Origin of the sequence: Dapis brunnea BLCC-M229 (genome assembly GCF_050015995.1) — a bacterium.
Classification (GTDB): Bacteria; Cyanobacteriota; Cyanobacteriia; order Cyanobacteriales; family Microcoleaceae; genus Trichodesmium.
Genome location: NZ_JBNHEP010000286.1, coordinates 1 through 13,035 on the forward strand (window position 1 = coordinate 1; position 13,035 = coordinate 13,035).

The 13,035-nt window shown below is 34.9% G+C and carries 10 protein-coding genes; 2 read left to right on the plus strand and 8 right to left on the minus strand.

Annotation, left to right across the window (positions count from 1 at the left end; genetic code table 11):
* Positions 1-92: 92 nt before the first annotated feature.
* Positions 93-395 (minus strand): acylphosphatase, encoded by a 303-nt coding sequence (locus ACP6PM_RS32815; protein WP_426591044.1) that lies wholly within the window; start codon positions 393-395, stop codon positions 93-95.
* Between the two features lie 519 nt (positions 396-914).
* Between ACP6PM_RS32815 and ACP6PM_RS32820 the strand changes: the two genes are divergently transcribed.
* Positions 915-1,724, plus strand: a complete 810-nt coding sequence (locus ACP6PM_RS32820; protein WP_426591045.1) for a coiled-coil domain-containing protein — start codon at positions 915-917, stop codon at positions 1,722-1,724.
* A gap of 586 nt (positions 1,725-2,310) precedes the next feature.
* Here the strand turns inward: ACP6PM_RS32820 and ACP6PM_RS32825 are convergent.
* Positions 2,311-3,543 carry a tetratricopeptide repeat-containing S1 family peptidase gene (locus ACP6PM_RS32825; RefSeq protein ID WP_426591046.1) on the minus strand — a complete coding sequence of 411 codons (1,233 nt, stop codon included), beginning with the start codon at positions 3,541-3,543 and terminating at the stop codon, positions 2,311-2,313.
* A gap of 415 nt (positions 3,544-3,958) precedes the next feature.
* On the opposite strand from ACP6PM_RS32825, the gene ACP6PM_RS32830 reads away from it, so the two are divergent.
* The gene (locus ACP6PM_RS32830) at positions 3,959-4,324 is read left to right on the plus strand and encodes a hypothetical protein (RefSeq protein ID WP_426591047.1); all 366 of its coding nucleotides are present in this window, start codon (positions 3,959-3,961) and stop codon (positions 4,322-4,324) included.
* A 348-nt stretch (positions 4,325-4,672) separates the two neighbouring features.
* Here ACP6PM_RS32830 and ACP6PM_RS32835 read toward each other — a convergent pair whose 3' ends face one another.
* The 6 genes from ACP6PM_RS32835 to ACP6PM_RS32860 all read right to left on the minus strand — a co-directional run bounded on the left by ACP6PM_RS32835 (position 4,673) and on the right by ACP6PM_RS32860 (position 12,485).
* Complete coding sequence (locus ACP6PM_RS32835) at positions 4,673-7,267, minus strand: dynamin family protein (RefSeq protein ID WP_426591048.1); 2,595 nt, start codon at positions 7,265-7,267, stop codon at positions 4,673-4,675.
* Positions 7,268-7,280: 13 nt separating this feature from the next.
* The gene (locus ACP6PM_RS32840; RefSeq protein WP_426591049.1) at positions 7,281-7,784 is read right to left on the minus strand and encodes a BAR domain-containing protein; all 504 of its coding nucleotides are present in this window, start codon (positions 7,782-7,784) and stop codon (positions 7,281-7,283) included.
* A 103-nt stretch (positions 7,785-7,887) separates the two neighbouring features.
* Complete coding sequence (locus tag ACP6PM_RS32845) at positions 7,888-8,841, minus strand: hypothetical protein (protein WP_426591050.1); 954 nt, start codon at positions 8,839-8,841, stop codon at positions 7,888-7,890.
* Between the two features lie 102 nt (positions 8,842-8,943).
* The gene (locus tag ACP6PM_RS32850) at positions 8,944-9,957 is read right to left on the minus strand and encodes a hypothetical protein (RefSeq protein ID WP_426591051.1); all 1,014 of its coding nucleotides are present in this window, start codon (positions 9,955-9,957) and stop codon (positions 8,944-8,946) included.
* A 706-nt stretch (positions 9,958-10,663) separates the two neighbouring features.
* Complete coding sequence (locus ACP6PM_RS32855) at positions 10,664-11,329, minus strand: 2OG-Fe dioxygenase family protein (protein ID WP_426591052.1); 666 nt, start codon at positions 11,327-11,329, stop codon at positions 10,664-10,666.
* A gap of 394 nt (positions 11,330-11,723) precedes the next feature.
* Positions 11,724-12,485 carry an HpcH/HpaI aldolase family protein gene (locus tag ACP6PM_RS32860; protein ID WP_426591053.1) on the minus strand — a complete coding sequence of 254 codons (762 nt, stop codon included), beginning with the start codon at positions 12,483-12,485 and terminating at the stop codon, positions 11,724-11,726.
* Between the last annotated feature and the right edge of the window lie 550 nt (positions 12,486-13,035).

Sequence of the window (13,035 nt, forward strand, 5' to 3'; positions counted from 1 at the left end):
TCCCTGTTCCCTGTTCCCTGTTCCCTGTTCCCTGTTCCCTGTTCCCTGTTCCCTGCTATGTGCAAAAAGTCTATATCTTTTTCACCAAATGTCTAGGATATACGATAAATTTCAAAACCTTCAATTCCTTCAACTTGCTCATAGCTAACTAAAACATCCTGAACAACAGCAGACCTAGGACCTGTATAACACCAGTTAATCATCTTTTCCACAGTCTCCTTCCTACCCTCAAAAACAGCTTCTACTCTACCATCAGGTAAATTTTTCACCCAACCATTGATACCTAAACTGACTGCTGTTTGTGATGTAGAAAAGCGATAGCCAACTCCTTGAACTTTTCCAGAAATCAAAACATGAGCGCGAGTATATTCTAAATATTTTGATTTGTCTTGCATTATCATTTATTAAATTAGGAATATCTACTGTTCATTATACATAGCATGGTCTATGCTAGTAAGCATTCAGCTATCAGCTAGCCTCCTTTCCTGCGAAATGCTGTGCAAACGGAGGAACTACGTTAACAGCTGTCAGCTATAAGTTCTACAACTTATTATCTCACTCATATGAAGGAGGAATTAGTCTCCAAGGAGAATTAAAATTTACGACTAAAGTATACTCTTTTAAGCATATAAGGAATTATATCATGTCCGGTAGCATCGGTATTGTAAGGTAAGGAAGAAGGAAGAAGGAAAAAGGGTTTAAAAGCTGGAAAAAACTTAAATTTCCTGTATATATTCACCCTAGCTTTTACGCAAACGATACCAGCGCAGATGATATTATTCATTAGAAAGCTGATTGCTGACCGCGAGCTAGCTGAATGCTTACCTATGCTATTATTATATTTTAAATAATTTACTTATGGAATAGTGTGATTTATAGTTACTCCGAAGAAAAATCAGGAAATAGTCAAAATTATGCTCATAACATCATTAATACTCAGTACAATTGTTAGTTTTCTAGCAGGTTTAGGTTGTGCTTATTGGTTATTGGAAAAGCGGTTAAAAAAACAAACCAAAAATCATGAAAGACAATTACGAGAAGCTCAGGCAAAAATCTATGACATTGAGCAAGCACAGCAACATAAACTTCAATTATTACATACAGAAATTCAAGCTTTAGAAGCAGAAATTCAGAAACATACGACAGAGAAAGTTCAATTAGAAAATCAACTAAAGGAGCAGATTAAATTATTAGAAAATGAACATATACAAAAATTAGCATTTGCTGAATCTAAAGCACAAGAAACCATAGAAAATTTGACAGATAAATATTCTCGTCAAGTAATAGATTTAGAAAGAAATTGTCAACATGAAATTCAAGAAAATAATCGTTCTTGGCAAGTAAAGTATCACGAAATGTTTCAAGAATTAGAAGCAATTAATCAGCAAAAAAATCAAGATATGAGCAAATATTTACAAGAAAAGCATCAACAAGAAATTACTAACTTAGAGAATGAACATGAGCAAAAACTGACAGAAATTATGAAATATTTAGAAGAAAATTATCAAAATCAGCTCCAAAAGAAAATTAAAGAATCAGAAGAAATTCATCAAGAATCTATGTTGGAAAGCATGAAATCTATGAATCATAAACATCAAAATCAGCTTCAGCAAAAAATTAAAGAATTAAAACAAAACTATGAAACTCAGCTTCAAAGAACTATTAAATCTCTTAAAGCCAAGCATCGACGTCAAATTAAGGAACTGACAAATTTAGAGCAATAATATACAGTAATTTCTTACTAGATGGAGTAGAACAGGGAACAAACAAAAAATACTCTAAGGATTCAGCTCTTAGCAATCAGCTAGCCTCCAGGGTCTTCAATAATTAATAATTAATAATTAATAATTACCTCTTCTGAAAACATTGAGGATTGGTTAAAAGGAATTTTTTTGTTCTCAAGGGGAGATTGGATATGGCGAACTTCGGAGTGGCTCTGCACTCTTCGGGAAACCTCGCCATCCCATCCTAGGTCATGCTCCGCAAACGACCGCTCTCTTGGTCGATTGGAGGCTAGCGTTTCGCTGCGCGACATGAAACGCGTTTGCGGAGCATTCCGTAGGATAGCGTCCCGGAGGGAACGGAGACCTCGCCATCCCAATCCTAGGTCATGCTGCGCAAACGACCGCTTTTTGTCCTTGAAAGGAGAGGCTTTAAACCTTAATTTTTCGGTAACTGCCTTAACAGCAAATAATGAATAATTATTTCTAAGCTTAAAGAAGCTTACCTTAGCAGTAACTTTTAATTTTCTCTCAATTGGTCTTACCTCCTCTAAAATCAATAGCTGATAAAGTTTATGTCTAAATCTAATTAGTATAAATCCCTGAATTTTTGAATTAAATCTAGGGTGTCTTGATAAGCTTTAACCCTGCCACCTTGCTGATAAAGCTCCGCTGCTTTACGCAAATCTTTTATTGCTTGCTGAAGTTGTTGATTTGCTTTTTTCTTATCTTCCATTTTTTGATAAGTCAGACTATTTCGATAATAAGCATTAGCACGATTATAATAAGCATCAGCATAGCCTGGATTAAGTTCAATAGCTTTAGTATAATCTTTAATTGGATTTGGACCTCTAGTTATTGGTTCGTGAGGGTTAACTAATAAACTTCGAGCAATACCCATATTAAAATATATTTCTGGACTGTTAGGTTCCTTTTCTAAAGCACGATTAAAATTAGCGATCGCCTCCCAAGCATCTCCCCGATCTAAATCAGTTATACCCTTAAAAAATAAAGCTTCAGAACTTTGAGGATTAATTGTTGAAACAGGAATGCTCGCTGCTGGAGTATCATCTAAAATTAAGTCTGAAGGATTAATACCAGCAGCAGATAATTTTCTAATAAAACTATTAATAGGAACTGCCGCATTAAATCCTGTTTTAATTGGCGCTACATCCCCAGAATTAGTTTGAGCAAAGCCAAATTCTCCTTGCCCATGAATACCAATAACACGACCATCTGTATCAAAAACTGGACCCCCACTCATGCCACTCCAAGTAACAGCTTGATAACGTAAAGTATAACCTTCTGGGCGAGTTTTAGGGCGACTGGTTACTAATCCTGGAGATAATTCTGGCGCTCTATCTGTACCAAATAAACCACCAGTGGCAGGATAACCAAAAACATATATTTGGGAACCAATAACTGATTGTTCCGAATTACCTAAAGTTGCTACTGGATAAGTATCAGAACTTTCAAATTTAACTATTGCTAAATCTGGTTCTTCATCAGTTGTTTGTAAATTGACAATTTCAATTACTTGATAGTCTTTTTCTTGATTAGTTCTGACACTATATTTAATACTAGAATCTTGAACAACATGATTAACAGTCAGCACGGTATAAATATTACTATCTTTGGCAATAATTACTCCTGAACCATCACCTAAGTTACTATTAATTTGTACTGTAATTGGTGTAGCAATTTCTGCTACTTGTTGAGCAGTTTTAGCAGTTGATACTGTGGGGATAGTAATAACAATTGCTGCTACAGTTGCAGTACCTAATAAACATTTATTGAGAGAATTAAACCGGGATAAAATCATAGTTTTACAGTGATATAATCTAGACAAGTTAAATATTTAGATGTCTATTTATTAGACTTGACGTAAATTTAGATAAATTTGTTCTCGGCATTAGAGACTGTTTGTCATCTCAGTTATAGTTATAGCCGTAGAGTGAGTTTCGGCTGTCGCCGAGATGAAAAGGTGGCAATAATTATGCTTACTCACCAAACCCTTAACTTTCCGCCGTAACCCACCGAACGTAGGAAATATTAAGTGCTTTAGCTATCTTACAGCAGTTTTCATTTGGGTAAACCACAGTAGGGACGTTCCATGGAATTTCTTTACAAGGTTATGGTTGTGACGATCTGGTTCATCAATTTGAAAAGCGCTGTAATATTCTTTTTTATTAGAGAAATATTTGAGTCAAAAATACTAGCGGGTAGTTTTAACAATATTGTTAACTGCTAGTATTGCATCCTGTACCATCAGTGCTTTTTCTGATACTTGGTGGAATAAAAGTATAAGTTATTTTAATGCGGAAGTTGCGAAAAAAGTTAATGGTAGCGACTCTCCAATATTATTGACCGATCTAGGCGATGATTATACTAATACGGCAAACTTAATTTCATTCAGTTATATATTAGATGATAAAGTTCGACTATTGTTATTGAGTAAGTCGCCTAATTTAGAAATGGTTGAAAATGAGTCAGAGATATTTGTATTTCAACCCTCTGGGAAACTAGGGGAAGCACTGAAAGCAACAGAGTGGGAATTTGAGTCTACTGTAGATGGGGAATTGTGGAGAGTGAAGAAAAGGTAAGAATAAAATCATGGTGAAAGTGTTGATGAAAAATCATGTTATGTTTAATATTAGTATCGCTATATTAGCCATAAGTTTGATTATTACAAGTACTAAAAGCTCCTGGAAAAGCTCCGACTTACTCTCAGAACAACTGCACCAATAATTAAAGGTAAGACCATGATAATATCCGGAAAAAAATTATTTTTAACTAATACTGTGTTTGGATAATTAGTTATAATAAAGTCTTTGTTTGTAGTTGCGCTTTAGGGCCAAATATACATCTGATTTAATCTGAGTACACTACTAGCGGGCAAGATGCCCGCACTGCATCGGAAAACTTAACTAAATATTTCCTGCTTTCTGATTTTAAGCTTTTGTTTTCTTTAATTCATCCAAAGATTTTTCTAGTTTATCTAATTCTTCCATATATTCAGATAACCTAGTTTGATAAATCTGCAAATTTGAGTAAATTTTCTCTGCTTCTACTCCCTTACTTTCCCGTTGCCAAACTAAAGCTTCAAGTTCTGATTGAAATTTATTTGTGTAATCTTTGATTTGCATTTCTGCACTGCGAAAGTCTTCCTTAACTTGCTGTTGTATGACTAAATTAATTACCGCAGCACTATCTACAATTTGTTCATCAATTCTAGTACAAATTAATTGTAAAATTGCCTGCAAGTCTACTTCAAAGCTTTTGACTTCGACATCGACAAAATATACTTCATCTTCTTCGCATTTTCGCTTTCTTGCCTCTTGTGTTTGTTCTATATATTTGATTCTCTCCAGAATTTTATCGACTTTATCATCAATCATTCCTTCAAAATTGAGATGAGGAATAATAATCGGATTAATATTTAACTGTATTTGCAAGGACTCACCAAGGTAAGCAGAAAGTTGATTAGATATTACTTGGATTTTTCTTTGTATTTCTGTTGCTAAGTCTTTCCGAATTTTAGTTCCTTCCCGAATCATTTTATCTTGCACATCTACCCATAAATTCTGAATATGAGGCGAGCAGTATTCATTGACTGTTTTTATCAACTTTTCCGCATCTTTCTCTTCCTTAAATCTGACTTTATAAATATTGTTTGACTCCTGTCGCGCAACTTGATTCAATAGATTATCAAATGCTTGAAAAATTGCTCTAAATAAACCACTTCTTGACTGAGTTGGTTTCTCAAATTTGGACTGGTCAGATATTGAATTAGCCAACTGTGCAATTTCTGTTTTTATCTGCTTTTTAGCATCTGTGGCAAATGATTGTAATTTTTGATCAAACCTTTCAGTTAACTTTTTTTCCTGTTGCTTGACTAACTTTTTTACTTCTAAAACCTGCTGTTCAGCATTATCAGCTTTTTCAGCATATTCTTGAACGTTTTGTTTCAGAGTTTCCAGTTCAATTTCCCATCCTTGAATTTGAGTATTTAAACTATCCTCAATCCCTTTAACTACTTTTTCCAGTCTTGCCAAAACATCCTCTAAAAGATTTACTCCGGAATTTTTAGTAATAGTCTGAATTACCATTTCTTCTATTTCTGGAATTCCACTATCCAAAAATGCTTGAGAGGCAATTTTATGAGGTGCTGGTGTAATTAAATCACCATCTTCATTTTCCTGAGAATATCGAGAACTACAGAACTTCTTAAAATCTTCAATATGACCTTTAGTTGCCTTCCCACTATCAATTAATTTTGCTAAAAGTCCTTGTAGAGAACTGGCACGATAAATTGTTGGATTAGGAAAACCAAAACCAATCAATTCTCGTTTTAAGTCTTGAATAACTTCACGAATTTCTCGGTCTCTTTCTCCTTTTAAATCAACTTTATTCAGGATAAAGTAAACCTTACCTGCATTTTTAGTGAGTATTTCCTGACGCTTTTCTACTACTTCCTTGAATAAGTCCGAAACAGCATTATCTTTATAGGAAGTGTAATCTAAAATAAATAGAATTGCGTTACAAGTTCGCAAAGCTTCTAATGCAGTTCGCTTTAATTTTACCGTATTAAAATTAGCCGAATCCCACTCATTCGGACCGGGAGTATCGAGTAGAGAAAAACCTGCTAATGAAGGAATTTGACTAATAGCTTCTATGGGATGTTCCACTTCAAATCTAATTGTTTTATCGGGATTATTTTTTTCCCGAATTTCTCTGGTACGTTCTAAAAATTTATGTTGAATTTCTCCTGCATTTCCTGCAACTAAAATTACAGGTTGCTCCCTAAGTTCGCGATACTCTAAAAGTCTCGGAGTTTCCCCATGAGAAATATGTTTAATATCGGTTCGACAAATAGTACAAGCTGCATTTTCACTAGCTAAAATATCCGCCCCAATTACAGCATTGAGAAAGGTACTTTTACCAGCTTTCATTGCTGCGACTACTGCTACTTGATACTTTTGCTCTTGCAAGTTTTGGAGAGCTTGAACGAGATTATTTTCAACAGTTTCTAATCCTTGAGTCTTATCTCCTTCTGTGAGTTTACCCCGCCGAAATTCTTGCAGAAATTGTAAAATTTTAGTTCCTGTTTGATTAATTCTGTTGTGCAGTTGTTGAAAGTTTTGAGAGAAGATATTTTGATAATTATGATTCATGGTAGGTGGTTGTTGATAATTTGATTCTAGAGGTTGATGATTAGGTAAAACTGTTTTTTGTGTTGGTTCAAATTCTTGATGCCAAATCAAAGATTTCGTAATTTCATCTTGAGCATAAATTTTAACTTTGCTGATAAATTTGAGTTGCAAATGCTCAATTATTTGCCTAATTCGCTGAATAAATTTGTCTGGGGTAGGGATGTTTTTTCCTTTGACAATAACTTCTACAACTCCCCGATTGAAAAAACTTTTTGTTTTTATTCCATCAGTTATGAGTAAGTAGTTTAAAATCTCGGCAACTGCTTCAGCATTTCCTTGTTTTGCCAATTCGATGACTTTTGCAGAATCGGAATTTAGATAATTATTTTCCATTGAATATTCTCCTTTAGCTTATGTCAAAACGAGAGGAAAAAAATTGTCGATTCTGGGAATTAACAAGCTGTTGTTGTTGAATCGCCCGAACCTTATTTCGAGCGTAATAATAACTGGGGATAAAAATTAATTCTTCGTTGAGTTCGCAGAGAACTTCGTTAGTAACATCTACTGCTTCTCGAAAACTTTGTAAAGCAGGAATTGAAGGTTCTCTATCAATATCTGCCATTAATAAAATTAGATTTTGTTGTAGTCTTAAAGCCAAACGTAGACAATCCTTTTCCACTTCATCTAAAGCTTTTTGCCTGATTAAATCTTGAATTTGCTTTTGACTTTTATCAGCTAATTCATAATATTTTTGCTCCAATGCTGCGTACTTTTCAGATAATTCATTAGCAACTTTACGGTGATATTTTGCTGCTTGTCTATCTTTTTCTCCTGCTGCATGAGTAGTAAAAGCTCCTGCAACAGCTCCCACTGCTAAACCTATCCCGCCAATAATAAAAGGTAAAACCATAATTAACTCCTGGAAAAATTATATTTGTTTGTAGTTGGGCTTTAGCCCTATAAATATGTTTTGGGCTAGAGCAAAACTACGAACCTAATAATTTAGGTAATGCTCAATAAATTACTTCAGTTTTTCTGTACTTTTTGACTTTTTTATGAAGTTCCTCCAATTGATTTTTCAAACCTCTGATTTCTATCTTCAGACTATTTTCTATATCCTGGGCAACTCGATCAATTTTCACTAAACTATCGCTCAAGAAATGCCAGCCAGAATTGTCAATAATATTTTGAAGAGTTATTGTTTGATTTTCCTTAAAGTATTCTTGGTTGTTCAAAGTATTGATAACTTGAATAATATCATTTTCAATACCCTGTAATCTATGGGTATTGTCTCCTTCATTCCGGCGACTTGCTCTTAATTCTTGCAGATATTTTAAAAGTTGTTCCCCTGTTTCATAAATTTGTCTATAGGTTGGTTTAAATTCTAGATAATACATATCTTTTTTGTTGTAATTCCTAGAATATTTATTCTGACCTTTAGTATAGGAATTTTCTTGAGAAAAACTAGATTTATTTGACGACCTAAATTCTTGTTCAGCTTTACTAAAACTTCCTAAATATTCTCTTTCTTTAGCGCGGTTTAAATTTCGGTTCCAATAGTCAACAGAAATAACTATTAATTCCTCATTTAGTTGAGATAAAACATGGTTAGTAAAATTGACTGCTTCTCGAAAATTATTTAGAGCTGCTGTTGATGGTTCGGAGTCAATTGCCTGCATTAGCAAAAGTAAATTTTGCTGTAATCTTAAAGCCAAACGTAGACAATCTTTTTCTACTTCGTCTAAAGCTTTTTGTCGAATTAAATCTTGAATTTGCTTTTGACTTTCATCTGCTAATTCATAATATCTTTGCTCCAATTGTGCATATTTTTCAGATAATTCATTAGCAACTTTGCGGTGATGTTTTGCTGCTTGTCTATCTTTTTCTCCTGCTGCATGAGTAGTAAAAGCTCCGACAGCAGCTCCCACTGCTGCACCGACTGCACCAAAAATCAAAGGAAAAACCATAATTAACTCCTGGAAAAATTATATTTGTTTGTAGTTTTGCTTTAGCCCTATAAATATGTTTTGGGCTAAAGCCCAACTACGAGCTTTTTATGTCAATAAAATTTAACTATTTGTAGGTAAAAAACCTTGCTGAGAATTACCAGGTAAATGTCGAGAATTATTAGGCATTACTCCTAATGACTTAGCTATAGCCACTGAGTCTAAATATCGCTTCACCGCTCCTTCTATTCCTGGTTCACAAGGTCTATTTTTTATCTGTTCATTTATTGCATCTGCTTCTGCCAAAAAATCTAAATTTTTCTGGTGCTGATAAGTTAATTCATCCTCTATTTCTTGCAGACATTGTAACTCTTGTTTAGTCAAAGACTGATAATATTTCCTGACTGCTTGCTTGTGACTTTCTAAAATGTGGAAAAACTCATAAACCATACCCGCGCCACCCACAGCTAATAATGCTGGCGAAATTGCACTCAACGCCATAGCAATAGGTGGACAAGCAGAAGCAACTGTAGTAATACTAAAAGCAGATGCAGCACCCACAGCACCACCCGTTGCCGTATCTTTCAGAGTTTCCAAAACTGCTTCACCCCCAGACATTTCTCCACGCACTACACGCAAACCATTGCTTAACATAGAAAAAGGCGCAGTAGTTACCGCACCTATCGCTGCTCCCATGGGTGTTGCTTTGACTCCCGCTTTCACCGCTCCCGTCAAGTTATCAACGTGCCATTTTGCCCCCAGGTTCGTCTGTTCCTGCAAACTCATGTCTTTGTTACCGCGCGCTCTATTGTTTTTGGCGTTTTCCCACTTAATATTACTGGGGTCATTTGAACCACCTTTGCTATGTGGTTTAACGTGACTAGCGTCTTTATCAGACAAATAGTCTCGGATATTTCTAGCAGCATTTTCAGCATTCGTTCCCATTCGTTGAGATGGTGGAACTTTGTTAAACATTTCTTGAGCTTGAGCGTAAGTTCTTGATGCTTCTCCTGGACGTACTCCACCTCGATAAAATTTTCGCGTCGCACTAACATATAAGTCTTGAAATTGGGCGTGGTAGACTTTACTTGTAGCTGCTGCGTTAACGGCAGAGTTTCGTTCCGAGTCATTGGACATAATTTTTTTATTCCAAACAATATTACCTTTTAATTAGAAAATTTGAGTTGTTTTCTATTAACAGGTTAAGCTTTTTGTTGGTTGTTTGGAAACTGTGGAAAATACTGACTTTTTATTCAAAAAAAAGATTGCTTCGGAGGATATAAATTTATAAGTTTCAAAATTAACTTTTAATTATCCCCCTCGTAATAACACATATAGCAATCCTAAATAGGTTGTAATATTTGCTTTTTTCACAAATATTATGGGATTAGTATAGAATCATAGTTATTAGACATAGGCGTGAAAAAGATATAGACTTTTTGTGCATAGTAAAGAACAGGGAACAAATTTACACACAAAATGTACAAAAAATGATTTCGGAAAGTGACTTTTACCGAATAATTAAGGTTTAAAGCCTCTCACTCGCCGTGGAGAAACAAGCGGTCGTTTGCGGAGCATTCCGTTAGGATGGGATGGCGAGGTCTCCTGCTCTTGCAGAGCCGCTCCGCTAACGCCATATCCAATCGACCAAGAGAGAAAAAATTTTCCTTTTATTCAATCCAATCCGTTTTAGGGAGAGGTAATTATCAATTATTGAAAACTCTAGCTGATGTTAAATAAAGAGCAAGTTTATTTTCTGGAGATGTCTATTATTTATTCAAGTAAAAAGGCGGGCAAATATTCACCCACCCTTCTTGCTTATTGCTTCTTACTTCGTCATTCTTTAATTAATCAAACTTGGAGAAGTCAACACAAATACATCCCGATATCCCATCTCTTCTGTCACAGGTTTAATGGGAGTTGTAAAGTGCAAAAATTCATGGTCATTTACCAATAATAAATCTCCAGGATTGAGAATTTTACTAAATACTGGCTTTTCTTTTCTAGCAGTATAAAGATGAGTTGCGCCTCCTTGAATATTATGTCTATTTACTGCAAATATACCAATAAAATCTGTGCCGTCTCTGTGAATACCTTCGGGTGCTGGATTACCTGAATTATTAGGGGAACAAATAGTTCTAATTTGATGCACCCCTATTTCTGCTTCTGGATGTATTTTGCAGGAATCACAGAAGGCTAAAATCATTTTTTTAAAGTTATCTAAGGCAATAAGTCTGTCATCTATTTCAGCAAATTCTCTTTTAATATCTCCTACTACAGGATTATAATCTTTGCTTTGGAAAAGATAACCGTGAGGCTGTTTTATTAACTCTTCTCCTGAGATAATAAAACGAGAAAGTCTTCTATAACGATACTTGGCTTTCATATAGGGATCAACAGGAAGGTCGGCAAAAAACTCTTCAAACCCTTCCATGCTAATTGAATTTACCTTTTTGTAGGTAAACATAAAAGCGTAATCTAAATTAATTGATTCTAAGATTTTTTGCATAGGTATTTCTCCTTTTTTATTGATTAAAATTTGAGTTTTATATTGTCTATATTTTTAGTATATCTTAGGTTTCTGAGAAGTGTTGCTAAATAGTATACAAACTATTAATTTTTGTAAAAATATGTATCAAATTACTCAAAAAAATGGTTTATAACAAGTTGATTAACTAAGTAGGTAAGCATAAAGGTTCGCAACATTAGAGGGCGGGTTTTGAGAAGTATATTGAGCTTACGTCAAGGCTTTCTATTAAACCCGCCCCTACAATTTTTTGAACGTTTAATTAGACCTACTTACTTAATAGATAGTAAAAAAATGGTTTCCTAATTCTTCGTGCGAATCATCCGTACATCCGTTGAGAAAATCCTTGTCGTGCCCCTTCTTTCCCTAGTCAAAATTAACCTCTTACTGCTTTAACTAAAGCTTGACAACCTTGTAGAAAAATACTCACATCTATACCTAATCCAATATACTGTACTCCACAGTCAATCCATTTTTTTGCAGTCTCGGAATTATTAGTAAAAGTACCAACGGCTTTTCCAGAACCCCGAATAATTTCTACTGATTTTTGCATTAATTCAACTACTCGAATATCATCAACTTGACCGGGAATGCCTAAAGACTGAGATAAATCATAAGGACCGAGAAAAATCACATCAATATGAGGAATTGTAACAATTTCTCTCAGATTTTCAATGCCTTTTGTACCTTCCACATGAACTACAACTAAAGATTCTGCATTTAATTTATCGGTAATATTACTACCTGCTGAAGTGTAAACTCCGGCGCGAGTTCCAAATGATAAACCACGGCAACCAATGGGATTATATTTAGCACTTTGCACTACTATTTCTGCGTCGGTTATTGTTTCTATTTGTGGAACTTGTACACCTGCACTACCAATATCAAGAGCGCGTTGAATTTGTGCGGCATCATTTTTGCTGACTCTGACAACGGGAGCAATACCTCCACAGTCAGCAGCACGACAAAGGTCTTCTGCTACTAGAATATTTAGAGGTCCGTGTTCGAGGTCGATCACTGCGAAATCAAATCCTGCTATACCACAAATTTCTATGAATGCAGGGTAAGCGCAATTCATAAAAGGTCCGAGTACAGTTTCGCCGTTTTTGAGTTTTTGTTTGAGTTGATTTTTTTGCATGGTTGATAAATATATAGAAAAGAGGTAATAGGGAATAGTAGTGGGAGCATCTTGCTCCCGTTCCAGGTATTCCTTATTCCTGTATATCATTACTATGTCAGACTACCAACAATATTACTAGAGAGTTTGGAGACCAAACCCCTACCAAGAATTTTAAATTTTTGGAATAATGCTTATACATTATCCGGATTAATTCCTCTTTCCTTGAGCATTTATACTGCTCTGTCTGCACGTTGTTTTTCCTGAATAGTTTTGTAGAATGAGCGTCTTGCCTTTTAGTTGTTTTATCCTGAACAAACACTCAGCTCTTGGTATTAGCGGTTAAAGAGATGATTTTTTGCTAGGAGTAACATTCTTAATCGGGTATTCAGGGCGATCGCTTTGAATGGCTTTTAAATTTTCACCTCTTGATTTACCAACACCCAAACTTAAACATTAGGTACAACTAATGACTAATCCAGGAAATCAACCAAATCCTAATATCAATCCTTGGTTGATAGATACTTTGACTCTCGAATATGAGCTTTCGTTAATCAGCAAAAAGCTGTTT

Bases quoted from the DNA above. Each gene is read 5' to 3' on its own strand.
- ACP6PM_RS32815 (WP_426591044.1), bottom strand. From the start codon at position 395: ATGCAAGACAAATCAAAATATTTAGAATATACTCGCGCTCATGTTTTG.
- ACP6PM_RS32820 (WP_426591045.1), top strand. From the start codon at position 915: ATGCTCATAACATCATTAATACTCAGTACAATTGTTAGTTTTCTAGCA.
- ACP6PM_RS32825 (WP_426591046.1), bottom strand. From the start codon at position 3,543: ATGATTTTATCCCGGTTTAATTCTCTCAATAAATGTTTATTAGGTACT.
- ACP6PM_RS32835 (WP_426591048.1), bottom strand. From the start codon at position 7,267: ATGGAAAATAATTATCTAAATTCCGATTCTGCAAAAGTCATCGAATTG.
- ACP6PM_RS32840 (WP_426591049.1), bottom strand. From the start codon at position 7,784: ATGGTTTTACCTTTTATTATTGGCGGGATAGGTTTAGCAGTGGGAGCT.
- ACP6PM_RS32845 (WP_426591050.1), bottom strand. From the start codon at position 8,841: ATGGTTTTTCCTTTGATTTTTGGTGCAGTCGGTGCAGCAGTGGGAGCT.
- ACP6PM_RS32850 (WP_426591051.1), bottom strand. From the start codon at position 9,957: ATGTCCAATGACTCGGAACGAAACTCTGCCGTTAACGCAGCAGCTACA.
- ACP6PM_RS32855 (WP_426591052.1), bottom strand. From the start codon at position 11,329: ATGCAAAAAATCTTAGAATCAATTAATTTAGATTACGCTTTTATGTTT.
- ACP6PM_RS32860 (WP_426591053.1), bottom strand. From the start codon at position 12,485: ATGCAAAAAAATCAACTCAAACAAAAACTCAAAAACGGCGAAACTGTA.